General features: G+C 60.2%; 33 protein-coding genes. 18 read left to right on the top strand and 15 right to left on the bottom strand.

Annotated features, from left to right (window positions below; all coding sequences use genetic code 11):
• Window positions 1-4 precede the first annotated feature (4 nt).
• The 8 genes from FF098_RS09725 to rdgB form a co-directional block, all read right to left on the bottom strand.
• Entirely contained in the window at window positions 5-943 is a 939-nt protein-coding gene (locus tag FF098_RS09725) for a hypothetical protein (RefSeq protein WP_155139973.1), read from the bottom strand.
• Window positions 940-1,686 (bottom strand): hypothetical protein, encoded by a 747-nt coding sequence (locus tag FF098_RS09720; RefSeq protein ID WP_155139971.1) that lies wholly within the window; start codon window positions 1,684-1,686, stop codon window positions 940-942. Before FF098_RS09720 ends, FF098_RS09725 begins: the two co-directional genes overlap by 4 nt.
• On the bottom strand, window positions 1,683-2,447 hold the full coding sequence (locus FF098_RS09715; protein WP_155139969.1) for a hypothetical protein: 765 nt from the start codon (window positions 2,445-2,447) through the stop codon (window positions 1,683-1,685). Before FF098_RS09715 ends, FF098_RS09720 begins: the two co-directional genes overlap by 4 nt.
• On the bottom strand, window positions 2,447-3,193 hold the full coding sequence (locus FF098_RS09710; protein ID WP_155139967.1) for a hypothetical protein: 747 nt from the start codon (window positions 3,191-3,193) through the stop codon (window positions 2,447-2,449). Before FF098_RS09710 ends, FF098_RS09715 begins: the two co-directional genes overlap by 1 nt.
• 24 nt (window positions 3,194-3,217) lie before the next feature.
• On the bottom strand, window positions 3,218-3,703 hold the full coding sequence (locus tag FF098_RS09705; protein ID WP_205967459.1) for a nuclear transport factor 2 family protein: 486 nt from the start codon (window positions 3,701-3,703) through the stop codon (window positions 3,218-3,220).
• 96 nt (window positions 3,704-3,799) lie between these two features.
• A complete protein-coding gene (locus tag FF098_RS09700) occupies window positions 3,800-4,534 on the bottom strand; it encodes a hypothetical protein (protein WP_155139965.1) in 735 nt (244 codons plus the stop codon).
• A 72-nt stretch (window positions 4,535-4,606) separates the two neighbouring features.
• Window positions 4,607-5,728: a radical SAM family heme chaperone HemW gene (hemW, locus tag FF098_RS09695; RefSeq protein ID WP_155139963.1), complete on the bottom strand. Its 1,122-nt coding sequence runs from the start codon at window positions 5,726-5,728 to the stop codon at window positions 4,607-4,609.
• Window positions 5,725-6,333, bottom strand: coding sequence for an RdgB/HAM1 family non-canonical purine NTP pyrophosphatase (rdgB, locus tag FF098_RS09690; RefSeq protein ID WP_155139961.1), 609 nt, complete (start codon window positions 6,331-6,333; stop codon window positions 5,725-5,727). Before rdgB ends, hemW begins: the two co-directional genes overlap by 4 nt.
• Before the next feature lie 220 nt (window positions 6,334-6,553).
• Between rdgB and FF098_RS17860 the strand changes: the two genes are divergently transcribed.
• The 10 genes from FF098_RS17860 (at window position 6,554) to FF098_RS09645 (ending at window position 12,915) form a co-directional block, all read left to right on the top strand.
• Complete coding sequence (locus FF098_RS17860; RefSeq protein ID WP_268235265.1) at window positions 6,554-6,685, top strand: hypothetical protein; 132 nt, start codon at window positions 6,554-6,556, stop codon at window positions 6,683-6,685.
• 92 nt (window positions 6,686-6,777) lie between these two features.
• Window positions 6,778-7,317: a DUF2975 domain-containing protein gene (locus FF098_RS09685; RefSeq protein WP_155139959.1), complete on the top strand. Its 540-nt coding sequence runs from the start codon at window positions 6,778-6,780 to the stop codon at window positions 7,315-7,317.
• A gap of 3 nt (window positions 7,318-7,320) precedes the next feature.
• Window positions 7,321-7,524: a helix-turn-helix domain-containing protein gene (locus FF098_RS09680; RefSeq protein ID WP_155139958.1), complete on the top strand. Its 204-nt coding sequence runs from the start codon at window positions 7,321-7,323 to the stop codon at window positions 7,522-7,524.
• A 34-nt stretch (window positions 7,525-7,558) separates the two neighbouring features.
• Window positions 7,559-7,732 carry a hypothetical protein gene (locus FF098_RS09675; RefSeq protein WP_155139956.1) on the top strand — a complete coding sequence of 58 codons (174 nt, stop codon included), beginning with the start codon at window positions 7,559-7,561 and terminating at the stop codon, window positions 7,730-7,732.
• Complete coding sequence (locus FF098_RS09670; RefSeq protein ID WP_155139954.1) at window positions 7,729-7,878, top strand: hypothetical protein; 150 nt, start codon at window positions 7,729-7,731, stop codon at window positions 7,876-7,878. The genes FF098_RS09675 and FF098_RS09670 overlap by 4 nt, the downstream gene beginning before the upstream one ends.
• Before the next feature lie 265 nt (window positions 7,879-8,143).
• Window positions 8,144-9,136 (top strand): aldo/keto reductase, encoded by a 993-nt coding sequence (locus FF098_RS09665; RefSeq protein ID WP_155139952.1) that lies wholly within the window; start codon window positions 8,144-8,146, stop codon window positions 9,134-9,136.
• Window positions 9,137-9,193: 57 nt separating this feature from the next.
• A complete protein-coding gene (locus FF098_RS09660) occupies window positions 9,194-9,415 on the top strand; it encodes a hypothetical protein (RefSeq protein WP_155139950.1) in 222 nt (73 codons plus the stop codon).
• A gap of 117 nt (window positions 9,416-9,532) precedes the next feature.
• Window positions 9,533-10,720, top strand: a complete 1,188-nt coding sequence (rlmN, locus tag FF098_RS09655) for a dual-specificity RNA methyltransferase RlmN (RefSeq protein WP_155139948.1) — start codon at window positions 9,533-9,535, stop codon at window positions 10,718-10,720.
• A gap of 29 nt (window positions 10,721-10,749) precedes the next feature.
• On the top strand, window positions 10,750-11,637 hold the full coding sequence (locus FF098_RS09650) for a 2-dehydropantoate 2-reductase (protein WP_166426460.1): 888 nt from the start codon (window positions 10,750-10,752) through the stop codon (window positions 11,635-11,637).
• Between the two features lie 225 nt (window positions 11,638-11,862).
• A complete protein-coding gene (locus tag FF098_RS09645) occupies window positions 11,863-12,915 on the top strand; it encodes a PAS domain-containing protein (protein WP_155139946.1) in 1,053 nt (350 codons plus the stop codon).
• A gap of 22 nt (window positions 12,916-12,937) precedes the next feature.
• Here FF098_RS09645 and FF098_RS09640 read toward each other — a convergent pair whose 3' ends face one another.
• From FF098_RS09640 to FF098_RS09625, 4 genes are all read right to left on the bottom strand, one after another.
• Window positions 12,938-14,104, bottom strand: coding sequence for an alkane 1-monooxygenase (locus tag FF098_RS09640; protein ID WP_155139943.1), 1,167 nt, complete (start codon window positions 14,102-14,104; stop codon window positions 12,938-12,940).
• A 105-nt stretch (window positions 14,105-14,209) separates the two neighbouring features.
• Window positions 14,210-14,983 (bottom strand): type I methionyl aminopeptidase, encoded by a 774-nt coding sequence (map, locus tag FF098_RS09635; RefSeq protein ID WP_166426459.1) that lies wholly within the window; start codon window positions 14,981-14,983, stop codon window positions 14,210-14,212.
• A gap of 1 nt (window position 14,984) precedes the next feature.
• Window positions 14,985-15,194, bottom strand: a complete 210-nt coding sequence (locus FF098_RS09630; RefSeq protein WP_155139941.1) for a ParD-like family protein — start codon at window positions 15,192-15,194, stop codon at window positions 14,985-14,987.
• Window positions 15,195-15,343: 149 nt separating this feature from the next.
• On the bottom strand, window positions 15,344-16,618 hold the full coding sequence (locus FF098_RS09625; RefSeq protein ID WP_155139939.1) for an alkane 1-monooxygenase: 1,275 nt from the start codon (window positions 16,616-16,618) through the stop codon (window positions 15,344-15,346).
• A gap of 183 nt (window positions 16,619-16,801) precedes the next feature.
• On the opposite strand from FF098_RS09625, the gene FF098_RS09620 reads away from it, so the two are divergent.
• From FF098_RS09620 to FF098_RS09600, 5 genes are all read left to right on the top strand, one after another.
• Window positions 16,802-17,377 carry a hypothetical protein gene (locus FF098_RS09620; protein WP_155139938.1) on the top strand — a complete coding sequence of 192 codons (576 nt, stop codon included), beginning with the start codon at window positions 16,802-16,804 and terminating at the stop codon, window positions 17,375-17,377.
• A 49-nt stretch (window positions 17,378-17,426) separates the two neighbouring features.
• Window positions 17,427-18,011, top strand: coding sequence for a hypothetical protein (locus FF098_RS09615; RefSeq protein WP_155139936.1), 585 nt, complete (start codon window positions 17,427-17,429; stop codon window positions 18,009-18,011).
• 64 nt (window positions 18,012-18,075) lie between these two features.
• On the top strand, window positions 18,076-18,666 hold the full coding sequence (locus FF098_RS09610) for a hypothetical protein (protein WP_155139933.1): 591 nt from the start codon (window positions 18,076-18,078) through the stop codon (window positions 18,664-18,666).
• A 72-nt stretch (window positions 18,667-18,738) separates the two neighbouring features.
• On the top strand, window positions 18,739-19,956 hold the full coding sequence (locus FF098_RS09605) for an argininosuccinate synthase (RefSeq protein WP_155139931.1): 1,218 nt from the start codon (window positions 18,739-18,741) through the stop codon (window positions 19,954-19,956).
• 24 nt (window positions 19,957-19,980) lie between these two features.
• Window positions 19,981-20,451 (top strand): hypothetical protein, encoded by a 471-nt coding sequence (locus tag FF098_RS09600; RefSeq protein WP_155139930.1) that lies wholly within the window; start codon window positions 19,981-19,983, stop codon window positions 20,449-20,451.
• Window positions 20,452-20,591: 140 nt separating this feature from the next.
• On the opposite strand, the gene FF098_RS09595 is transcribed toward FF098_RS09600, so the two are convergent.
• A complete protein-coding gene (locus FF098_RS09595) occupies window positions 20,592-20,948 on the bottom strand; it encodes an endonuclease domain-containing protein (protein ID WP_155139928.1) in 357 nt (118 codons plus the stop codon).
• Between the two features lie 142 nt (window positions 20,949-21,090).
• Window positions 21,091-21,450 carry an endonuclease domain-containing protein gene (locus FF098_RS09590; protein ID WP_155139926.1) on the bottom strand — a complete coding sequence of 120 codons (360 nt, stop codon included), beginning with the start codon at window positions 21,448-21,450 and terminating at the stop codon, window positions 21,091-21,093.
• Window positions 21,451-22,144: 694 nt separating this feature from the next.
• On the opposite strand from FF098_RS09590, the gene FF098_RS09585 reads away from it, so the two are divergent.
• From FF098_RS09585 to FF098_RS09575, 3 genes are all read left to right on the top strand, one after another.
• A complete protein-coding gene (locus FF098_RS09585; protein ID WP_155139924.1) occupies window positions 22,145-22,372 on the top strand; it encodes a hypothetical protein in 228 nt (75 codons plus the stop codon).
• Window positions 22,373-22,433: 61 nt separating this feature from the next.
• Complete coding sequence (locus tag FF098_RS09580) at window positions 22,434-23,246, top strand: 3-keto-disaccharide hydrolase (RefSeq protein ID WP_205967458.1); 813 nt, start codon at window positions 22,434-22,436, stop codon at window positions 23,244-23,246.
• Window positions 23,247-23,288: 42 nt separating this feature from the next.
• Window positions 23,289-24,194, top strand: a complete 906-nt coding sequence (locus tag FF098_RS09575; RefSeq protein ID WP_155139922.1) for a histone deacetylase family protein — start codon at window positions 23,289-23,291, stop codon at window positions 24,192-24,194.
• A gap of 6 nt (window positions 24,195-24,200) precedes the next feature.
• Here the strand turns inward: FF098_RS09575 and FF098_RS09570 are convergent, their stop codons facing one another.
• Window positions 24,201-24,809 carry a hypothetical protein gene (locus FF098_RS09570; RefSeq protein ID WP_155139920.1) on the bottom strand — a complete coding sequence of 203 codons (609 nt, stop codon included), beginning with the start codon at window positions 24,807-24,809 and terminating at the stop codon, window positions 24,201-24,203.
• Between the last annotated feature and the right edge of the window lie 60 nt (window positions 24,810-24,869).

Here is a 24,869-nt window from a genome sequence, read left to right as displayed (position 1 = left end):
CCAGCTACTCCCCTTCTGTAACCTCTTCCACGATATCGTCAGGCACCGGGGCCGCTGTCGGGTTTTCAGACACCTGGTCCGCCTCCGCTTCAGCCGGTGATGCCGCCGATGTTGCGGCATTGGCCTCTTTCTCAGCCCGCTGGCGTGACATCTCTTCTGCCTGTTCCCGATAGGACTGGCGCTGTTCGCGGATCGTGACGATCTGCTCCGACGGCCCCTCTCCCAGCTCTTCTTCCAGGATCAGGCTGATCTGGTTCGACATGTTCGCCAGATGCTCCGTATAGCTATGATGCGTGCCCATGATCCGTCTTGCCGCCCGCATCGCATAGACAAGCTCCGGATCTGTCGCCAGCCGGTCGAAGTCAAACCCGCTGACCGGCCCGAGCACAACCCGGCCCTCATCGTTTATGGTGTCATCGAACTCTGCCATCCGCCAGATCGGGAACGCCTCGCGCAAGGCCATGTCATACAGATTGGAATGCACCGTGGCATAGGCATCCTGGCCCTTGTCATAGGTCGCCAGCCATTCGCGCAGCTCGCTGTTCTGCAACAGGCTGACCTGGCCGGACGCAACAATCTCTGTATAGGTCGAGGACGGACCGTTTGGCGGCCTGACGGTCAGTGCAGCCTGGACGGCCGGGTACAGCTGCTCATCCTCATACTGTGTCAGTGTGCCATCCTCGACGGCACCGATCAGCAGGTCAGCACTGCGAAACCCCTGCTCTGCCGATGCAGCGGCATAGGTGTCGAGCAGTTCAAGCTGTTCGAAATCGACATGCAGGCGCTGCAGGATTGCGGTTTCGCGCTCACGCTCCTCGCGGGCATCGTTCCAGTTGCCAAGCTGCAGGCCGATATAGACGCCGAACACGACGATGGCGAAATCCAGCACAACCGCCGTCCAGTTCTGCTCGCTGACATGGATCATGAAACGACGCAGGATCACTGGCGTTCCTCCAGATAGGCAAGGTCTTCTTCCAGCTGTTGCCGCAGGATTCTCGACACCGCGGGCAGGGCACGTTGCCAGCGCTCCCATGTATAGAGAGACTTGAGCAGCATGTCGTCCTTGCAGGCGACATCCAGTGGCACGGCGAGGGCCAGCGTGCGATCTGCCCGAGAGTAATCCGTACCCTGATACTCCACCCGGCGCTCCTCGATACTGCCGACGGAAATAACCGGGTTATTCTGGGCCCGCTCCTGTAGCGGAATCTTTTCTATATAGTCCGCTTCGCGCAGGAAGATCTCCATCCGGTGCCGTGTATTGCCGAAGCGCTCCCGGTCAGCCTCGGACTGCTGGTCCAGATAGGTGGCCGCCGCCGTAAGGTCCAGCAAGGCCTGGTCCCGCAGGTTGATGCCGTAAGTGCCCATGGTCTTGTTGATGGCCCTCTCGACCGCCAGCCGGTTCGCGGGGATTTCCTCGCACGCCAGCAAGGCATCGAAACCGTCAGCAACCACGACCAGCGCCTCTTCGACACCTTCATCGACGGTATCGAGCGTGGCAAGATTCAGTTCGATCTCGGCCCTGTAACGCTCCAGCGCCTGTTCATAGGCCTGATGGTCCTGCCTATCGGCATTCCAGTTGCCGATCTGCACCCCGATGACCACGCCGGACACGACGATCAGGAAATCGAGGAAGACCGCGAACCAGTTTTCCTTTTCGATATGGGCTTTGATACGGCGGAAAATCATAGTCGTTCTTCCTGCGTATCATCGTCAGCTATATGTTGAATACGCAATTCCTGATCCACAGCTTGATGAAGCGCATCAAGGTCGGCACCAACAAAATCAAAGTGATAACTCATGATCCCATTGAAACGATCAACGTTATTTATCAACGCCGTTTGAAAAGCTGTATTATTACGCATGCCAACGAGATCGCAGGTGAAATCCTGCGATGAACCCTGTTCCGTTTCCGGATCGTTGGCAATCTGAATGTGCATCAGTTCCGGAAACTCGCGCCCGAGGTCACGCAAGTCATTGTCAAACTCTGTAATCAGTTCGCGGCCAAATTCACGTTTCTGCAAAAAGGAACTTCCGAAGCTTCGAATGTCAGTATTTCTCAGTGTCTTCATACGACCTGATGAAATAAGCTCATCCAGCGCGGGCAAGCTATCTGGCGGACCATTGAGGACATGGGATCTGATAATCCCACGGCATGTCAGATCATCGACCTCTGTGTCTTCGAGCCCCGCCTTCAGTCTGGGTAGAAATTCCCGCAAAGCTTTGTTGTGTTGTACAAGTCCCGGCACTTCTCGCCCGGTCTCGAGAGTTAGAATTTCATTATGCAACCGGTACAGGATATCCCTCTCATAGGCCCGGTCAGACCGGACATTATTCCAGTTCGCCACCTGGATACCGATGAACACACCGACGACGACAATGATGAAGTCCAGAAAGACAGCCAGCCAGTTCTGGGTACGGACATGTTCCATCATACGGCGCAGCAGCATCAGCCAATACTCTCTTCTACAGGCTCGCAGGGCTGGCCAGTCGCGCGGGCAAGCTCTTTGCACATCTGCTCTGCCCCCTCCAGCACGGCGCGCCACCATCCGGCGACCGCACGCATCGAGTTATTGCCCGCGATCATGCCCTCGATGAAATCCGGATCATTACTGACGAGATCGAAATCGATCTCATAGTCACGCTCCCTCGCCGTCCCGGGTTCAAACGTCAGGATGATGCCCGGGTGTTGCCAATCGGGGAAGTATGCGTTGATTGATCTTGTATAGAGGATCTGCCCCTGCAGGAAAGAAAGCCGTCCGTAATAATCCGATATCGAGGTTCGCAAGGCCGGGTCACCGAGTTCCGAAAACTGCCCTGTGCTGATCACTTCATCATAAACACTGCGAGGCGGCGATGCAGACGGCAGAATACCGACAGACGTGATACCGGTCGTCATCGCGTCAAGATCCACCCCCTCCCAGTCATTGTCAATCATGCGCCGAATGGCCTCGGAACGGTGGACAGAACGATCGTCATACATGCCCACGATTTCCCTGAAATAGCCGACAGCCAGCTCGGATTCGTCGTGCAGCCGGACGAGCGCTGCCTCGCGCCGTTTTGCCGCCTCTCGCTGCTCACTCCACTCGGTTATCTGAAAGGCGATCAGCACACCGACCACGACAATGAAGAAGTCCAGAAACACAGCCAGCCAGTTCTGCGCCTTGACGTGGGATATCATCCGCCTCAGGAGCATGGCTTTCTCCTTGCTACTCGCCCGTCAGTCATCACAAAGAGCGCCGCCGCAGCCCGTGGTCATGTAGGTTTCCGCCTCGACCTGCCAGCGCCCGTCGATCAGCCGCCATTTCGCGGTATAGCTGCCGCCGACCCAGTCGGTGCCATTACCCGCTGGGGAACCCCGCCACGTGCCCGTCTCCATCGCCATGGGATAGAGCGGCGACAGGGTCACCTTGGCGGTCTTCCGATGATAGACAAGACGATCCGGATCGGCGAAGTCTGCTTCCCACACGCCGACCTGCTCGGCCCGGCCGGAGATGACCGCGCTGTTGGTGCCCGCAACCAGCACGGTATCCTCGGCAAGGATCTTGCCGATGGTAACGGCATCTGCCTCTGCGATCGCCTTGTTGAAGGCCGTCCGCGCCGCACGCACGCCATCTGCGCCCCTATCCGAAGGGCTGGCCCCGGCCCCGGGAAGCCCCGGCAGCACCGCCGCCATTACACCGACCACCGCAAGTAAACTGCCCATCTACTCATCACGCCCCCTTTGCGCCTTTACCCTGTCAATATTATTGCAACCGGGCGGATACGCAACGCCTTGGCCAGCAGTCATGGATACCGGCCCTCAGGGTCTGAGCGCCGTTTCTTCCTCGAGAATTGTCAGCACCGCCTGCGCCTCCTCGGCCAGTCCGTTGAAGAACAGATATTCATTGCTGCGCAGATTATGGAAGAAGCGGAATGTCGCCGGCAGCCGCGGATCATCATCTAGCGCCGCCCAGTCATAACCGGTCACCACGATGTTCGAGCCGACGGGCAGGCTGGCCACATCAGGCGCGATAATCGCATGGCTGTCCAGGATATCGATATGACGCATGAAAGCCTGGCTCAAAGCCTGAAACGCAGTATGGGATTCATCACTGCTTGCCTGATACCCTGCCAGCGCCTGACGCAGCGCATCATTGCGGATCAGACGCACTTGTCCGGAGGAAACGATCTCGGTATAGGTCGCCGACGTCTTCAGGGTGATGAGCAGGTCGTAGCACTCATTGATCGCCGTCAGCAGCGGCTCCTCCTGCTCTGGCAGGATAAATCCCGCCGCACCGGCATCGACCAATGGGCCGGTGTGGGCATGAAGGCCCTCGACATAGTCCCGGCCAGCACTCGCCCAGGCGACGATCTCTGTAAAGTCCGCATGCAGCCTTTCGATGATCTCGTCTTCGATCTGGCGCTGCTGGTTCACGCCGTTCCAGTTCGACACCTGCATACCAATGAACACACCGACGACCACGATGCCGAAATCGAGCAGGACGGCAAACCAGTTCTGGGTCCGCACATGCTCCATCATCCTGCGCAACAACATACCCGGCCTCCCGCCAGAATACGCAGATTATCCCAGAAATGGCAGGAGCGTGACAAGCGGGATTGTGAGCGCTCAGACGAGGCTGGCGACTATCGCGTTCAGCACCCGGCGGCCATCGGCGGTCAGAGACAGCCGGTCGCCCTCGACGTGGACGAGGCCATCACCAGCCATTTCCGTCAGGGTGCGGTCATTCAACGGCGCGCCCGCCAGCGCCTCATACCTGGCAAGGCTGATCCCCTCGCTCAGGCGCAGGCCCATGGACAGCATTTCCACTGCCTGTTCCACGCCGGTCAGTGGCGACAACGCAAAGCGCTGTTCAGGCGTCGCGGCGAGATACTCCCCCGGCTTGTCCAGCGCGACCGTCTCGTAAAGCTGGCCGTCGATCCGCACCCGGCCATGGGCGCCCGGCCCGATGCCGACATAATCCTGATAACGCCAGTAGAGCAGGTTGTGCTGTGCCTCGTGGCCCGGCGCAGCATTGTTGGAGACTTCATAGGGCGCGAGCCCGGCGTCTGCGCACATCGCCTGCGCCAGATCGTAATGGGCGGCGGTCATCTCCTCATCGGCAGGGGCCCAGTCGCCTCGCGCCACCGCCTTTTCGAAAGCCGTGCCCGGTTCGATCGTCAGCTGGTAAAGCGACAAATGCCCCTTGGCGAGTGCCAGCGCCTCGGCCAGCTCCGCCCGCCAGACATCGAGGCTCTGGCCCGGGCGGGCATAGATGAGATCGAAAGTCAGCCGCTCGAAAGCGCCCCGTGCGAACTCCAGCACCTTGATCGTCTCGGTTGCGGAATGGTTTCGGCCGAGGAATGCCAGCGCCTCGTCGCGCAGGGACTGCACCCCAAGCGACAGGCGGTTGACCCCGGCAGCGGCAAAGTCAGTGAACCGCTCTCGCTCGGCATCGGTCGGGTTGGCCTCCAGCGTAATTTCAGCGCCAGCAACAGGCGCAGCCGCCTCGATTACCGCCCTGGCCAGCGACGGCGCCATCAGCGACGGCGTGCCGCCGCCGAAATAGACGCTTGTATACAGAGTAGCTCCAGCCTTCTGCGCCCACCACTCCAGATCGGCACGCAGCGCCTCTTCCCACGCGGCCTCGTCGGCACCGCGATCCTTGTAGACGTTGAAGTCGCAATAGGGGCAGATGCGCGTGCAGAACGGCCAGTGGATATAAAGGCCGGTCTTTCCTGTATCGCTCATTCGCTCGCTATACAGGTCTTGATCAGGCGCTCGAACGCCTCGGCCCGGTGGGAAATTTCCTTTTTGTCTTCGGGCTTCATCTCGGCGAAGGTCTTGGTCCGTCCGACCGGCATGAAGACCGGGTCGTAACCGAAGCCGCCATCGCCGCGCGGCGGCCAGATCAGCCGGCCCTTGGCCTCGCCGCGCACGGTCTCGACATGGCCATCGGGCCAGGCGAGGGCGAGAACGCAGACGAACGCCGCCGAGCGGTCAGTATTACCCGCGGCGATCAGTTCGTCCTCCAGCCGCTGCATGGCGGCGGTGAAATCCTTCTCCGGCCCGGCCCAGCGGGCGGAATAGACACCCGGCGCGCCGTTCAGCGCGGCGGCGGCCAACCCTGAATCGTCGGCAAGTGCCGGCATGTCGGCAGCCTTTGCCGCCGCCACCGCCTTCAGGATCGCATTATCCTCGAATGTCTCGCCGGTCTCCTCGGGTTCGGGCAATCCCAGCTCCCCCGCGGACAGGATTTCGATGCCGTGGGGGCGAAAAAGATGCGCAAATTCGGCCAGTTTGCCCTTGTTGTGGCTCGCGAGGACCATTTTTTCGTCAGAAAATTTCCTAGCCATTTCAGTGCCTTACCTATGCCTATATCGAAAAACACAAAATATTTGTCGTTTTTCGATAAAAACCCATTGCATCGTTTTTCGATATGTATATATTGATAATCAATAAGGGACGAAAAACAAAACAGTCCTCTTCAAAGTCAAAAAAAGGGCGACCGGAATGAACCAGCCGCCACCGAGTAAAGTCAAAGTCAAACGCTTGCTGAAGCAAAGGAGAAGTCACATGCCTTACAAACGTACATCTAAATTCGGGTCTATTGGCGGATTTGTCAACGTCCTTGCCACACTGACCATCGTTTTCCTGGTATCGGCCGGTTATTTCGGCGCGCTGTCGGGGATGCCGGTCACCCTGTAACCAGGGTGACCAGCGAGAACAGGGTGGCCACCACTTAACCCACGCCCTCTACGGGGCCACCCTGTTTCTTCTATTCTAGCGGGATTTACGAAATGACAAAGAAAAACAAGGTCGCAGGCATTCTATCCGTAATCCTGCTGATCGTCTTTATCATATCGCTGATCACGATGCTCGTGACCGGCCTCGTAGCCCTCTTCATGTTCATTGCCGTTCCGGTGGGCGGTTTTTTCGACGGCCTCCTCGATGGGTTCCGGTCTGATTCAGACAGTGACTACACCATGGGGGAGTTCGTCGAAATAACCATGGCCTTCATCACGGCGACGATGTTCGTGGTCGTTTCCTCCCGATTGATGGAAGTGCTGCGCACCATCAGCGCCGGCACCCCGTTCGAGGCGGAAAACGCCGACCGCTTCAAGCGCATCGCCAAGGTCATCTTTTTCGCAGAGCTTGCCAAGCTCGCCATCGTGCCGATCGCCTTTCTCTGGGCGGTACTGTTCGGCGTCGAATATGGCGATGGCGGCGGGCTGTCGATCGACCTGACAAACTGGCTCGGGGCGGCGGTCGCCCTGGTGCTGGCCGAGGTTTTCCGTGAGGGCGCAAGACTGCAGGAAGAGCAGGAGTTCACGGTTTAAAGCATGGCCATTAACGTAAAACTGGACAGGATCCTGCTGGAGCGGGGCATGTCACTGACCGAGCTCTCCGAGCGGGTCGGCGTGACCATCGCCAACCTGTCCATCCTGAAGACGGGCAAGGCCAAGGCGATCCGCTTCTCCACGCTGGAGGCGATCTGCAAGGAGCTGGACTGCCAGCCCGGCGACATACTGAGTTTTGACGACTGACATCTTTCAAAGGGGCAACAGAGGAGTGACCATTATGCCTTCAAACCTGACCACCGCCTTCAAGATCACCGGCCTGATGCTGGCCGCGTCCATGGCGCTTTCCGCCTGCATCATCGTCGTCGACGAAGATGATGACGACAACAACTGGAAAGAGTCCAGCTATGAGCAGGTCGCGCCTGCCACAGAGGCTGCAGAGGAGGCAGCATGAGAAAGCTTATGCTTAAATCGCTCGCTGCTACCGGCCTCGTCACACTCGCGACCATGGCGTCGGCCTGCGTCATCATCTCGACAAGGATGACGATGACGGCAAGACCAGTACGCGCATCTATGGCCCGGGCTCCTATGACGAGATAGACCGCGACTATAGTGTCGAGGTGGAAGCCGGGAACTGACGCCTGAATACCGGGAGGGAACACCCCGAGGGAAGAATGAGGGAGTTGAGAGCGGGGCCGCGAAAGCGCCCCGCTTTTTCTTGCGCATTTCTTTCAAATCCCGCACGCATCCAATGGCCGGATTTTCCGGTTTGACGACGTAAAGATGAGCGCTACCCTTGCCGCAAGGCCATGACCGGAACATATCGGTTTAAACAAGATAAAAGATCGCCAGGAGGACTCCCCCCATGAAAAACAGACTGTTTGGCAGTGACGGCCCACCCGTATCCGAAATCGGCCTGGGCTGCTGGCAGCTCGGCGGGGCCGACTGGGGCGATGTATCAGAGGATGACGCGTTCGAGATTTTGCAAACCGCGGTCGATGCCGGCATCACCTTCATCGACACCGCAGACGTCTATGGTATGGGCCGGTCGGAAAGCCTGATCGGGCGCTTCCTCGAGGCGCGGGGGAAACGCGACGACCTTTTCATCGCCACAAAGATCGGACGTCGGCCGGAAGCCGGTTTTCCCGGCACCTTCGAGAAGGACGTCATGCGCGCCCATATCGAGGATTGCCTGGAACACCTCAAGGCTGACAATCTCGATCTCGTCCAGTTGCACTGCATCGGCGAGGGTGAGCTGGAAAAGGGCGAAGTATTCGAACATCTGCGAGAGTTCAGATCCGAAGGGCTCATCAAGCGGTTCGGTGCCTCGGTCGAAACTGTTTCGCAGGCGAAATATGCCCTGACAGCAGAGGGTCTTTCTTCCCTCCAGCTGATCTTCAACATGCTGCGCCAGACCATGGCAGACGAGATCCTGCCCGCCGCCCACGACCAGGGCGTTGCCATTATCGTGCGCCTGCCACTCGCCTCCGGGCTCCTTGCCGGCAAGTACAAGCCGGGCCAGAAGTTCGCCGAAAACGACCACCGCAATTTCAACCGTGACGGCGAGGCGTTCTATGTCGGCGAAACCTTTGCCGGCCTGCCTTTCGACACCGGACTTGATTTCGTCGAGCGCCTGCGCCCGGTCCTGCCGCAGGACTGCTCCATGGCCGACGCTGCCCAGCGCTGGGTCCTCGACCATCCGGCAGTCACGACCGTCATCACCGGTGCCTCGTCCGCCGACCAGGTCAGGGCCAACGCCAAGGTCAGCCGTCTCGACCCGCTCGACGATGCCCTGCACGAGGAGCTGAAAGCCTTCTACAGCCGCGAAATCATGGGCAAGATCCGCGGCGAGATCTGATCTTGTCTCCCCGAACAGGGGAAAGACACTGGCATGTCCTGATGACAGAATAGCAGGATGAGCGATAACACGCCCCTTTATGACCTGATGCTGATCATCGCCGTGCTTACCCTGCTCGGTGGCTTCTTCCTTTTCGTCGTCATGCGGTTAATCACCGTGCTGGGGTATCGAGGCAGGTCAGTTCCCCGCATCATTGGCCTTCTGTTGCGCGTTGGCGGCTGGGCCTGGGGCATCGGCGCCGTGCTGCTGGGGATCATCCTGCTGCTGGACATCTACTGAGCCCGCCCCCCTTTCCCCGGCCGGGTTTTTCCTGTATGTCCCGCCGCTTCCCGGTTATTGTGGAAAACGGCTGGCGCGTCCGATCGGAGCGCGCCGCGAGATACAAGAGACATACCCATGGCAGACGCTTCCGCCCCGGTCTTCACCTCGAGGACCGATGCCCAGATCAACCTGATCGGCCTGACCCGCGAGCAATTGCGCGCGCGTCTGGAGTGGGATTTCACCCTCGAGCCGAAGAAAGCGAAGATGCGCGCCTCCCAGATCTGGCAGTGGATCTACAATCACGGCGTCCGCGACTTTGCCGAGATGACGAACATCTCGAAAGACCTTCGCGCTGGCTTTGCTGAAAAATACCGCCTGACCCGACCGGAGATTGTCGAGCATCGCGTCTCGTCCGACGGCACGCGCAAATACCTCCTGCGCTTCGCCCCGGGCGTGGAAGCCGAGACCGTGTTCATTCCCGGCGTCGGCAAGGCGGGGGCGCTGTGTGTTTCCTCCCAGGTCGGCTGTACGCTCAACTGCACCTTCTGCCACACCGGCACCCAGCGCCTCGTGCGCAACCTGACAGCGGCGGAAATCGTCGCCCAGGTACTGGTCGCCAAGGACGATATCGGCGAATGGCCCTCCTCCCTCGACGAGCGCCAGCTGACCAATATCGTCTTCATGGGCATGGGCGAACCGCTTTACAATCTCGATAACGTTTCGGATGCGATAGCAATCATTGCCGACGGCGAGGGCATTTCCATTTCGCGCAGGCGCATCACCGTCTCGACCTCCGGCATCGTGCCGGAGTTCCAGAAGCTGGGGACGAGCACCGAGGCGATGCTGGCGATCTCGCTTCACGCCACCAATGACGCGCTGCGCAACGAGCTGGTGCCGATCAACAAGAAGTATCCGCTGGAACAGCTCTTACAGGCCTGCCGCGACTATCCCGGCGTCTCCAACTCCCGCCGTATCACCTTTGAATATGTGATGCTGAAGGGCGTGAACGATTCAGACGCAGAGGCCCGCGAGCTTGTCCGCCTGCTCAAGGGCATTCCGGCCAAAATCAACCTGATCCCGTTCAACCCGTGGGAGGGCGCCGCCTATGAATGCGCCGACTGGACCCGGATCGAGGCCTTCGCAGATATCGTCAACCGCGCCGGCTATGCCTCGCCCATCCGCACACCGCGCGGGCGCGACATCGGTGCCGCCTGCGGCCAGCTGAAGACCGACAGCGTCAAGCAACGCGCGTCAGAAGCCCGCCGCGCCCGCCTCTATGGCGACGGCCTGTCCGACCCGGCCACCGCAGCAGACGTGGAATAGTCCGCCGCCAGCACTGGAGGGAGAGACAAGTGAAAATCGCAATCATTGGCCCGGGAGCTATCGGTGGCACCGTCGCGGCCTGGCTTGGGCAGGACACGGACTATGAAATCTATGTCTGCACCCGGTCGCCCCTGCCCGATGGACTTGCGATTGAACTTGACGGGGACAAGATAACCGCCGCACCCACTGTCCACACCAGCCCCGATGACGCCCGCCCCGTCGACTGGGTCCTGTCTGCGGCCAAGACGTATGATTCCGCCAACGCCGCCAAATGGCTGCCGGCCCTGACCGGCGAGACCACCCGCCTTGCCGTACTGCAGAACGGGATCGAGCAGGTGGAGAATTTCCGGCCCTTCTTCGACCCTGCCCGCATCACGCCCTGCATCGTCGATATACCGGCAGAGCGGACCGCCCCAGGCAGGGTGCTGCAACGGCGCGCAGGCACCGTCATCGTCCCTGACGGACCCGACGGCTCGGCCTTCGCGGCCCTTTTCGCCCACACGCCCATAGCCGTTACCACGACTGATGATTTCGCCTCGAAGGCCTGGGCCAAGCTGTGCATCAACAGCGCCGGAGCGGTCAACGCCATCACCCTGCAGCCTTCGGGCATTGCCCGCTTTGCCCCGGTGGCAGGGCTGATGCGGCAGATTGTCGAGGAATGCGCCGCTGTAGGCCGGGCCGAGGGCGCTGTCCTGCCAGACACGATTGCCGACGATGTCGTCTATCACTACGCGACCGGCGACCGCGAAGGTGTCAATTCTATCCATGCGGACCGGCTTGCCGGCCGCCCGATGGAGGTTCAGGCCCGAAATGGCGTCATTGTCCGCCTCGGCGAGAAGCATGGGATCGCAACACCAGCCAATCGCATGGCAAAGGCCCTGCTTGAGGCAAGCATGATCGACGTTCATTCCCTCTAGATAAATAATCTTGCGAATTATCCGTTATCCGGATAATTCCCGGAATAAAGCTGGCGTAGGTCAGCAAATTGGCCAGCCAATGCCAAAATCCCGCCATTGTGTGGGGCATGCTCGCCAGCGCCCCCGTTTAACCGGGATCAAAGACACCATCACAAAAACTGGGCAATTTGAAATCGACTTCCTATAATTACTGACGACGACAACTCTACAGGGAACAGAACCGCCGTGAACGAAGCCGATCCGAATATCATGTCTGCCGTGGAGCAATCGCGCCTCAAGGGCCTGATTACAGACTTCCACCCCTTTGCGCTGGTCGTCACCAACCCGGCGCTGGAAGACAATCCGATCGTTTACGTCAACCGCGCCTTCGAACGGGTGACCGGCTATAACGCCAGCGCCGTCATCGGTCGCAATTGCCGCTTCCTGCAGGGCAAGGACACCAGCAAGGCGACGGTGAAGAAGATGCGCGAGGCGATCGAGAAGGAAGAGCCGATCACTGTTAACCTGCTGAACTACCGCGCCGATGGCGAGCCTTTCTGGAATAATCTCCACCTGGAGCCCGTACGTGACGAGAACGACAAGGTCATATGTTTTCTCGGTGTCCAGAAAGTGCTTGTCGAGGAACCCGCCCCCGAGGGCCAGGGCGTCGACCAGCAGCTGCGCGAAATCCAGCACCGGGTGAAAAACCACCTGCAGATGATCGTCTCCATGATCCGCATGCAGGCCGGCACCGGCCGCACCGCGGGCGACGACTACAAGGCCCTGTCCCGCCGGGTCGAGGCGCTGCAGATCCTCTATTCGGAAATGCATGACGACACGGCCGCCGAACCGGCGAGCGAGTACATCATGCTTGGCGCCTATCTCTCGCGTATCGCGACCGCCATTTCCTATCTCGAGGCTCGGCACGAAATCCAGCTGAACATGGATATCGAGCCGGTGCGGGTTCGTATCGACATGGCCGGCCGCGTCGGCCTGGTCGCCTCGGAGATTCTGACAAATTGCTATCAGCACGCCTTCAAGGGCAAGAACCAGGGCATCGTCGAAGTGCGCCTCAGCAAGCTGTCCTCCGGGGCGCTGCGCCTGCAGATTTCCGATGACGGTGTTGGCCTGCCAAAGGATTCAGACTGGCCGGACTCAGGCTCCATGGGCGCCAAGATCGTCAAATCGCTGGTCAGCGGCATCAATGCAGAGATGACGATCACCCGCCCGATGAACGGCACGGTCTTCACCATCGACCTGCCGCCCATGGCTGAACCGGAAGCTGGCGGCGAAAAGTAAGCCTCGCTTCCCTCCCTTCAGCCTAGCCCCATTTTGCCCGTAGCCGGTCCTCGGCTGACGGGTCCATGTTGACATTGTCAAGGTCGCCACCCGCCCAAGCCATGACGCGGGGGTCCATTACCCGGAACCACAGCGGCGGAATGTTGGCAAGGCCGAGACAGCCCGGATAGCCGGACGGCAGGCGCGGCAGTTTCTCGAAATTGCGCAGCGCCTGATAAGGCCGTTGCGGATTGGCGTGGTGGTCCGAATGCCGTTGCAAGTGGATCTGCATCAGGTTGGAGAAGATGTGATTGGTGTTCCAGGAATGGTGCGGCTGGCAGGGCTCGTACCGGCCATTGGGCAGCTTCTTCCGCAACAGGCCATAATGCTCGATGTAATTGACTTGCGTCAGCCCGTACCAGGCAATGAGATGGTGGGCGATGATGAACGGCAGGATGCCTACGCCCAGCCACGCGACGAGCAGCAGCGCGACAACAGCCGTAATCGCCCAGCTCTGTAAAATCTCGTTTTCCCAGTGCCAGAACGTCTTGCCCCTGTTACGCAGCCGTAACGACTCATGTGCGATGGCGCCTTTGAGCGCACCGGGGATATCCCTGAGGGCAAAAGCGAACACCGTCTCGCCCATCCGCGCGGAGGAGCAGTCCTCCGGCGTTGCCACCTTCACATGGTGGCCGCGATTATGTTCGATGCAGAAATGGCCATAGCCGACGACCCCTAGCGAAAGTTTCGCCATGGTCCGATAGAACCGCTCCTGCTTGTGGCCCAGCTCGTGCCCGATGGTGATCGCATTTCCGCTCATCGTGCCGATACCGAGCACGATCGCCAGCACCGACCACCATGGCAGCGGCTGCGTCGCCACCAGCCATGCCGCGCCGATGAACAGGAGGTAGTGCAGCGGGATCGCGGCAATCGGCACCCACATGTAGAAGCGGTCGGCGCTCATTGCCGGCACCACTTCTTCCGGCGGGTTGTGTTCGTCCTCGCCCATGATCCGGTCGATCAGCGGCACCGCGCCGAACACCCAGAGGAACGGGATCAGCGTCGCCAGCGCATTGCCGGTCGCGAGATACAAAAGCCCCGCGAAGAACGGGATCAGGAACAGGATCTTCATCCACAGCCACAGCCAGCGCTTGCCATCGCGATAGGCAACGGTCTCGCCCGCATCCGTCGTGCCGGTGAAAGTGGTCATGTGAATATCCTCCCCATTTTCCGGCCCCGGTCTCAAGCCGGTTCATGGGAAGATTTTGCCACAGGTCAGGGGCTTGAGAAAGCATCCTGCTCAGTGCGCCAGACGTCAAACGGTCATCATACCCGCTTCTTCGCTGCGTAGTGTCAGCACCTCGACGCCCGTCGCAGTGACGGCGACCGTATGCTCGAATTGCGCCGACAGCTTCCCGTCGAGGGTTACCACAGTCCAGCCATCGGCCTCGGTCACGACCTTGCGGCTGCCCTCATTCACCATCGGCTCGATGGTAAAGACCATGCCTTCCTTCAGCATCAGACCGGTGCCGGCCTTGCCATAATTCAGCACGTTGGGCGGCTCGTGCATTTTCTGCCCGATGCCATGACCGCAATATTCCCGCACCACCGAACAGCCATTGCGCCGTGCATGGCGGGCGATGGCGTGACCGACATCGCCGAGCCGCGCGCCGGGGCGCACCTGGCGGATGCCTTGCCACATCGCGCCCTGCGCGATGCGCACCAGCCGCTTGGCTGCTGCGCTCGCCTCGCCAACCACGTAAGTTTTGCTGGAATCGGCGATATAACCGTTCTTTTCCAGCGTGATGTCGAGATTGATGATGTCGCGCTCGCTGATGATCCGCCCCGCATCCGGCACGCCGTGGCAGACGACCTCGTTGATCGAGCAGTTGAGCACATATTTGAAGCCATACTGCCCCTTGCTCGCCGGGCGCGCGGCGAGGTCGTCAGTGATGAACCGCTCGACCAGGTCGTTGACCTGCATGGTCGACATTCCGGCGAGGCTGACCCCGTCCAGCATCTCGAACACGGATGCCAGCAGCTTGCCCGAGATGCGCATCAGCGCGATCTCCTCCGGTGTCTTCACCACGTCAGGCCGCTTCCGTCTGGCTGGCGGCGCTGATATCCGCCGCTTCCAGCTGGATCTTGATGATGTCGTTGAAGGACAGGGTCGGGTTCGCCTCGGCCAGCATGCCGATCTTGATCCAGAATTCCGTCTGCGCGTTGATCGACCGGCACATCACCGTGCTTGCCCGGCGCACTTCTTCATGCAGATTGTCGTCGATCTTCACGATGCCCATCGGCCCCTCCTGACATTTAATATATGAACCGTATATGATCCATATATCGATCTGTCAATCGGTACGCAGGAGCAGTTGCGCCAGAGTGCACAAAGACCCTGCGCTTACTGGGCCATTTCGCATTGGAAACATTTTGAATGGCTGGCGGCCTACTCCGCCGGGCCGAGAACCGGCTTGGCATTGTCACCTTCAGGCGCACCCGAATCGCCGCCCTTGCTGCCATATTTCGCGATCAGGTGATCTCGCTTGCGCGGCTGCAGGTTCGCCTTGGTCACATCGCCATCGGCCCACTCAGCGACCTTCGGGTTCATGATGTGGAACCACAGCGGCGGAATGTTGGCGATCGCCATCGCGCCAAGATAGCCCCAGGGCAGGCGCGGTATGTCGTCAAAATTTCGCAGCGCCGGGTAGGACCGCATCGGGTTGGCGTGGTGGTCCGAATGGCGTTGCAGGTCGATCAGCATCAAATTCGAGAAAATGTGGTTGGCGTTCCACGAATGACGCGGCTGGCACGGCTCATACTTGCCGTTCGCCCGCTTGCCCCGAAGCAGCCCGTAATGGGCGACATAATTCGACTGGGTCAGGCCATACCACGAGATCAGGTGGTGCAGCGCGATGAACGGGATCACCGCCCAGCCGAGCCATACCACCAGCGCGACGGCCACCGCGACTGAGATCGACCAGCTCTGCAGGATATCATTCCGCCAGGTCCAGAAGCCATGGCCTTGACGCTTCAGCCGTTCGGCTTCCTTGGTCACACCGCCGATCAGCGCGCCCGGTATGTCCCGAAGCGCGAACTCGAAAATGCTCTCACCCATCCTGGCCGAGGAGCAATCCTCCGGCGTCGACACTTTCACATGGTGGCCGCGATTATGCTCGATATAGAAATGGCCATACCCGTTAGCGCCGACGGAGATCTTCGCCATCGTCCAGTCCAGCGTATCCTTCGGCTTGTGGCCCAGCTCATGGCCGAGAATGATGGCAAACCCGTTGATCGTCGCGACCCCGGCGATCAGCCCGATATCGGCCCAGAGCGGCATGCTTTGAGTAGCCACCAGCCAGATCGTGGCGATGAAAGTGAAGTAGTGCTGCGGGATCATCGCGTAGATGATCCAGCGATACCACGGGTCATTCTCCAGCGCGTCGGCGATATCGTCGGCGACATTGTCGTTGTCCTCGCCGATGATCATATCGATCAGCGGCGTACCGACGAACAGGAAAGTAATCGGGATCAGCGCCGTCAGCGCATTACCGCCACTGGCAAAGTAGGCCCACAGCGTGACCGCGACGACTACCAGCGGCCAGTAGCCCATCAGCCACCAGTAGCGGTACTTGTCATGGCGCACGGTAGTGCTTTTGCCGTGTGAGGTTTCATCCGCACCGACGCGTTCGTTATCACTCGATATAACGCGATCTTCAGCCATACTGTCCTTGCGCTTTTCGATCCAGTACTTGCCGATATTGCGGCAATCACAGAAAAGGTTAACGAAACCCTGATAAATCGTTAATATTTTCCTAACATAAAAAGCCGCTCCCGTCCACGCGGAAGGGCTGGCTCAAATCCGAAAAATGGTTAACATGTAAAGGGTTAACGGGGAGACGTTAGGATGACTGACCCGATTGCAACCATGATCGTTTCCGGCTCTCTCGCCTTCGCGCTGCAGGGCACCAGCGTCTATGACCCCTGCACCGTCTACGCCCAGGGCGCCTATGACTGGCAGATCGAGGCGCGGGGCGGTCGCCTGACCCTCACCGCCGAAGACCAGCCCGGCTTCAACGTCATCGCCACGGGCGAGAATTACGACACCACCGGCGAGTTCGAGGTGACCCTTGTCAGCGAGGGCGGGCGGCGCGAGGTGCGCATCGCCCCGCCGGATGTTCTCTATAACGGCATCCCGATGATCGGCGAGTGGGGCGAGATCGACCTCGTCATCACCGTCGCCGGAAACGAAGTCTTCATCCCCGGCCCGCCCCGGCCCTGGTATGCGGTCGACGAGGGCAGCATCCACCTGATCGACGTCAACCGCTATTCCCGCGACCCCCAGCGTGGCGTCGACCTCTCCCTCTATTACCGGGGCGAAGAGATCGTGCGCGGCTCGATCAAGGCTTTCCTGCTCGGCGCCGGCATGGAAGAGTGGGACAAGACCACCAACGAATTGCGCAGCGCCGGCTGCCGCATCTGACCGCCTGAAGCCCAAGCCACCTGACACCGTCAAGATAACCGGACACCTGATGACCCGTACCCTTCTCTCTCTCCTCGCCACCCTTACCCTGACGATCCCCGCCTACGCACAGACCGCCGACCCCTGCCGTACCGACATCACCATCGACAGCGGCTGGACGGCGGAAGTCTTCACCGGCGGTGTCGAAGTCATCTCGACCGACGCCGCCTTCACCATCACGACGGTGGAGGGCATCACCGCCATCGGCGACTGGCGCCTCGCCATTTATGGCAGTGTCACCGAGCCGCTGTTCGAGATTGACACCGGCGCCATCACCAACCCGGCGGGGGAGGAAAGCCCGCCCTCGGCCTGGCAATCTGTGCCCGTCGCTGTCTTCCACGCCGAAGACGAACTGTTCCGGATGTCCGCCACAGAATGGGGCACCTATGCAACCGAGCCGTCGGAGTTCGGCCGCCTGAAGACCGCCGCCGAGATGGCCGCGCTCGAGGCACCCGACAGCCGCTTCTATGCCGACTTCCTGCGCCCGGACGGCAAGGGCGCCCTGTTGCGCATCGAGATCGCCGCCACGACGCTGGCCGACGGCTTCGCCGCCTGGGCCGCCCACACCGGCGAGTTCGCGTGTATTCCCGAATAGCGCAATGCACGTGACCTCGCTTCTCTTGGCGATAGCCACCCTGATTACAGCGCAGTCTGTCATCATGCAGTACGACACTGGTGAGCCGTCACCCAAAGACCGCCAAGTGGCTCTCTGCAACGAGAGACTCTCACCGATCCCCGGCTGGGATGTCGATATCACCGAGAATGCCGTCTTTCTGACTCTCTCCCAAGGCGAAATGGATGTGCAGATCAGCGACGACTGGCCAGTTGAGGGCCAATTCCGCATCCAGCTTGTCGCAGAGGGTGGTGAGGCCAGCATCTCTGTCCAGCCCGGCTATGTGAACCTTCCAGACAGGACACGCCCGAACGAGTATTTCTGGGAGGACGTTTTGCTAACTGCCAGCCAGGGCGGCCACGCCCTCTTCATATCGGCAGTAATGATACTGGATCTCGGTATAGAACATAACGGTGTCAAATGGATCATCGTGAAATACGCCACCGATCAGGACGAGACAGCTTTGCTTCGCACAGCCGCCGAAACCGGCTGGCAGGACATCCGCTTCGACTTCACAAAAGCAGATGCCGCCGAGCCCTTCGTGCGCATCACCGTTGCACCTGACGTGCTCGCACGCGGCTTTCCTGCCAGCCTCCAACTCCTCGACTGGCGCGATCGCGGCTGCCCTGTCGAGTAAGCCCCTCAATTTCCCCTCGCAAAGCCGCGCAAAGTCTCTATAACGGCGCGCGACTTCGAAGGAGATAAAAAGATGCCCAAACGCGCCAATATCAACAAGGTCGTCCTCGCCTATTCCGGCGGGCTCGACACCTCCGTCATCCTGAAATGGCTGCAGGCGGAATATGAGTGCGAGGTCGTCACCTTCACCGCCGATCTCGGCCAGGGCGAGGAGCTGGAACCGGCGCGCAAGAAAGCCGAGATGCTCGGCATCAAGGATATCTATATCGAGGACCTGCGCGAGGAATTCGTGCGCGATTTCGTCTTCCCGATGTTCCGCGCCAATGCCGTGTACGAAGGGTTGTACCTGCTCGGCACCTCCATCGCGCGCCCGCTCATCTCCAAGCGCCTTGTCGAGATCGCGGCCGAGACCGGCGCCGATGCCATCGCCCATGGCGCGACCGGCAAGGGCAATGACCAGGTCCGCTTCGAGCTCGCCGCCTATGCCCTCAACCCGGACATCAAGGTCATCGCCCCGTGGCGCGAATGGGACCTGACGAGCCGCACCAAGCTGATCGAATATGCCGAGGCCCACCAGGTGCCGGTGCCGAAAGACAAACGCGGCGAGAGCCCGTTCTCCGTCGACGCGAACCTGTTGCACACCTCGTCGGAGGGCAAGGTGCTGGAAGACCCGGCAGAGCCCGCGCCAGACTATGTCTATTCCCGCACGGTCGACCCGGTCGATGCGCCAGACACGCCGGAAGTGATCGAGATCGGCTTCAAAGCGGGTGACCCCGTCTCCATCAATGGCGAGGAGATGAGCCCCGCCACGCTTCTCACGGCACTGAACGAGTACGGACGAAAGCATGGCGTCGGGCGCCTGGACCTCGTCGAGAACCGCTTCGTCGGCATGAAGTCGCGCGGCATTTACGAGACGCCGGGCGGCACCATCCTGCTGGCCGCCCATCGCGGCATCGAGCAGATCACGCTCGACCGCGGCGCGGCACACCTGAAAGACGAGCTGATGCCGAAATATGCAGAGCTGATCTATAACGGCTTCTGGTTCTCGCCCGAGCGCGACATGCTCCAGGCCGCGATCGACGCCAGCCAGACCCATGTCGAGGGCAGCGTCACCATCCAGCTCTACAAGGGCTCGGCGAATGTCATCGGCCGCTCATCCCTGAAAAGTCTGTACTCTGAAGCCCACGTCACCTTCGAGGAAGACGCCGGCGCCTACGACCAGAAAGACGCGGCAGGGTTCATCAGGCTGAATGCCCTGAGGTTGAAACTGCTGGGTAAACGGGGCGGGTAGGCGCAACCGTTAGACATAAACCTTATGTTCACGAGCTTCCTCATATTCCTTGGTAGCGTTGTAATTGGCTCAATCGGCTTTTTGATGGGGCGCGTTTTCAATCAGTCAGAGCTGGTCTTGGGCGAAAAACGAAGAATATATGAAAGCTTCCTGATAATCTGCCCAACTCCCAATGATGCATACGGAGACGACTTACCGCTATCTAAAGAGTATATAGACGCCCATACCCTCTTGAGATTTTATGGTGAGCCTAATGTTCATCTAGCCGTAAACAGATATATGGATCTCTTTCTGGAAGCTCAGAAAGTTTTATCTATGGATTCTGATCCATTAGATTCAAAATTCAAAGAGCTAGCTCGTGCGCATAATGATATTATATTAGAAATGCGAAGGGACGCATTAGGATGGTCTGCTTTTGGATACAGGGGCAAGTCTAGGTTACCTGAAGGGTATGCTGAAAAAGTTTTCACTGAACATAGCAAAGACATCGAATAGCCCCCTCCGGCCCTTCGGGCCACCTCCCCCGTAAACGGGGGAGGAAACCTACACTCTAGCTTCAGCAAAACCCGCAGCATCGTGCGATGCAATTCTTCCCCCGCCTGCGGGGGAAGTGCCCTCGAAGAGGGCGATGGGGGCTAATCCCCATGCGGCGGGACGCGCAGCGCCTCGGCGATCCGCTCTAGCACGCCATCCAGAGTCTCGAACACATCGATATTCCAGAACCGGATCACGTCGAAGCCTTCCTGTTCCAGAAATTCCGTACGCCGCGCATCATAGGCCCGCGCGTCTGCCTCGCCATGCTGGCCGCCATCGAGTTCGATGACCAGTTTGCGGTCTAGGCAGATGAAATCGACGATATAAGGACCGATGGCATGCTGCCGCCGGAATTTGTGGCCGTCCAGTTGCCTGCGGCGAATATGCGTCCATAACAGCCGCTCCGCCTCCGGCATCTGCTGGCGCAGCTCCTTCGCCCGTGGATTGACCTTACGCATTGCCCCCTCCGGCCCTTCGGGCCACCTCCCCCGTAAACGGGGGAGGAAAGCCACTCTCTGGCTTCAGTAAAACCCGAAGCATCGTGCGATGCAATTCTTCCCCCGCCTGCGGGGGAAGTGCCCTCGTAGAGGGCGATGGGGGCTAATCCCCATGCGGCGGCACACGTAGCGCCTCGGCAATCCGCTCCAGCACGCCATCCAGAGTCTCGAACACATCGATATTCCAGAACCGGATCACGTCGAAGCCTTCCTGTTCCAGAAATTCCGTACGCCGCGCATCATAGGCCCGCGCTTGCGGCTCACCATGCTGACCGCCATCGAGTTCGATGATCAGTTTCCGGTCTAGGCAAACGAAATCGACGATATATGGCCCGATGGCATGCTGCCGCCGGAACTTGTGGCCGTCGATCTGGCGATTACGCAGGGCATTCCAGACACGCCGCTCGGCCTCAGTCTGGTTGCGCCGCAATTCCCGCGCTCTGTCGATGTTCTGATCCATCATCCCCTCACCCGTAAAATGCTAACGCATTTTCCGACCTCTCCCAAGGGAGAGGTGGAGGCCAAGCCGCTCCCATCGCGCGATGCCCACCCTCTCCCTCTGGGAGAGGTCAAAATTTGCACAGCAAATTTTGGGTGAGGGCCCTCTTTCCCAACCCAAATCTTATCCCCGCCACCTCCACCGCGCCTATAACCCTCGCCAAGCGCCGGTGCGGACCGGGGCGGAGGTGCCGGCGAGCCTGAACCGACAGGCGGACCGGCGCATCAGGTTTCCGGTGACGTTCGTTACAGGCCGGGAGGGCTTGCCCTCCGCAGCCTTGGCGAAGGAGGGTGCATGCGAGCCTCATGTCGATCATCGGAGCGGTGTTCTGTCCCCTGGCAGGGCAGACCGGAGAGCCGCGTATCAGCCCGGCACCAGATCACCGCCGTGGGGGCGCGAGGCGTCCACACTTTAGAATTATGAAGGATGCCGCAGTGTCCCCACGGGCCCCCTTCCTTGTCGCGCCGGAGCTTTAGCGAAGGCGGATAACCACCCAACGCCGCGCGCGCCGAGTGACGGCGATATTGGCGCAGGTAATTTGTCAACCGAAGCCATTGTTTTGCCGGTGACGATCAGTCAAGGGTGAAACCGCTTCGCGGCGGCGAAGCCGCCCTTGACAGATCGGCACCGGTGAAACACCCCGCATACGGAGCAATCAATGACCAGAAAGCGCACCAAGTCCCGCCGCCACAACCTCACCCCGAAACAGCGACGCGCCAAGGAAGCTGCCAAGCCTCAGCCGGAGACCTACACCCCCGAGGAGGTCGAGGCCATGCGCAAAGAACTGAAGCGCCGTCTCGACCGCCTCGCCAAGGCGAGGGAGGAAGATCGCGCCGCAGCAGCCCTCCGTGCGGAGGCAAGCGGCGGCATCCCGTCCGCCTCCTAAGCCCCTCCCCTTTCCCGGCCACCCATGCTAGCGTCCCCGCAAAACAACGAGAGGGACAACCATGCTGAAATTCACCCCCGCGCTGATCGCGCTCGCCCTGCCCGCCTGCGCCGATACCGCCCCCGACATGACGGAAGACACCACCGCCCCTGCCCTGATGGAAGCAGAAGAAGGCTGGGTCTCCCTCTTCGACGGTCAAACCCTCGACGGCTGGACGCCGATGATCCGCTATCATCCGCTGGGGGAGAATTTCGGCAACACCTGGCGCGTCGAGGATGGCAAGATCGTCGTCTCCTATGACCAGTATGGCGAGGATTTCGGCGGCCGTTTCGGCCATCTCTATTACGACACACCGTACACGGCCTATCGCCTGCGCATGGATTACCGCTTCGTCGGTGAGCAGATGCCCGGCGGGCCGGACTGGGGCCGCCTTAACGCCGGTGTCCTGTTCCACACCCAGCCGCCGGAAACGATCCCCGAGGATCAGGACTTCCCCATCTCGCTGGAAGCGCAGTTCCTGGGCGAGGGCGCCCACGCCCCGACCACAGGCAATCTTTGCACCCCCGGCACCAGCGCCCTCGTCAAGGGTGACCGGCCGGAGGAGCACTGCACCCTGTCGGAATACCCCGCCCCGCCGGCGGGCGAATGGGTGACCTTCGAGCTGGAGGTGACCCCGCCCAATGAGGACGGCATCCAGACTTATCGTCATTACACGAATGGCGAAATGGTATTCGAATACTCCGACGCGCAGCTAGACGAGGCCCACCCCTGGGCCGACAGCCGCGCGCTGACCCGTGGCCATTTCGCGATCCAGTCGGAAAGCCACCCGGTCGAATACCGCAATATCGAATTGCTGGTGTTGCAGGAGGAATAGGGAGCGCTTGACGGCAGAGCCAGCCCGGCTATCTCTGCCCTCATGCGCCCGCACTTCTATTACTCCGCCGACTTCAATATTCCCCTCCCGGAGAAGCACCGTTTCCCGGGGCATAAATACGAGCTGCTGCGGCGCGAACTGCTGGCCCGCGGGCTGGTCGATGAGGACCAGCTGCACCTGTCCCCGGAGGCGGAGGAAGCGGATATATTGCTCGCCCATGACAGGGAGTATGTCAGCGCCCTCTCCGATGGCTCTATCGACCCGAAGGTCATGCGCCGCATCGGCTTTCCGTGGTCGGAGCAGATCCCCCGGCGCGGGCGGCGCACGGTTGGCGGCGCGATAGAGGCCGCACGAACGGCCCTGCGGGTCGGCCTGTCCGGCCAGCTCGCCGGTGGCACCCACCACGCCCATGCAGGCTTCGGGGCTGGCTTCTGCATCTATAACGACTTTGCGGTAGTGGCGAAAAAGGCACTGGCGGAGGGCTGGGTCGACCGCATCGCCATCATCGATCTCGATGTGCACCAGGGCGACGGCAATGCGGCGATATTGGGCGGGGATGCCCGCATCTTCATCCTCGATGCCTATGGCGCGAAAAACTTTCCCTTCCGCAAGGTACCGGCGACGCTCGACATTCCGTTTGAGGACAATCCCGGCGACGACGCCTATCTGACCCGTGTCGCGGAAATGCTGCCTCAGGTCTGGAACTTCGCGCCGGATCTCGTGCTCTATCAGGCCGGTGTCGATCCGCTGGTCCATGACCGGCTCGGGCGGATGGATTTGAGCTATGACGGGCTAATGGAGCGCGACCGGTTGGTGCTGGAGGGCTGCCGCCAGCGGGGCATTCCCTGCTCGATGGGGATTGGCGGTGGATACGCCAACCCCATCGATCCCACTGTCACGGCCTATGCCAATACTTACGCGGTGGCAAAGGCCGTCTACGGATATTAGGCAGGGTTATTCGCCCTCGCGCTGCTCCTGCAATTGCAGTTCCACGAGCCAGCCGGACGGGCCGCCGCGGCCACGCATGAACGGTGAATAGGACATTTCCAGATAGACAGGGTCGACACGGAACGACCCGGTTTCAAGCTCTGGCGGGTTTTCCAGATCCCATGTGGTCTTCCTGTAAATATCGAAATCCGCACTTTCTTCGACTGTTTCAGCGACAAGTTCTGACCCCAGACAACTGGAAACCATCGCCTCGACCTCGTTGAAGATCTCCCGCGCCTTTGCCTCATTGGCCTCGTTATCGAGACTGCCCGCCTGGAAGGCCACGCAATTCACGATATAGATATTTGCGTCCGCGCCGAAGAAACCCTTCATCACTGACGCTGTACAACGATTATCCTGCACCCTGACGTCGGTGGTATACTGATCGTCGAGCTTTGTATCACCGAGCATGAGGTTTCCCGTTCGCACAGCTTCGAAAGGTACCGCATCGGTGCGGCTTTCGAACAAGGGCTGCAGGGCACCGCAATCATAGCTGGCGGCGGCGGCGGCGTTTTCTTCACTGCTGCAGGCAGCAAGCATGACAACGGGCAGGATAAGGGATGGAACAAGACGCATGATTGATAACTCCTTCTCGAAGGAAGGATCATGGCGCTGAACGGCGGCGGCGTCTCTCCC

It is taken from the genome of Aquisalinus luteolus (genome assembly GCF_009712425.2).
GTDB classification, from domain to species: Bacteria; Pseudomonadota; Alphaproteobacteria; order Caulobacterales; family Parvularculaceae; genus Aquisalinus; species Aquisalinus luteolus.
Note: the sequence above shows the minus strand (reverse complement) of the source record. Positions and strands in the feature narration are given on the sequence as shown.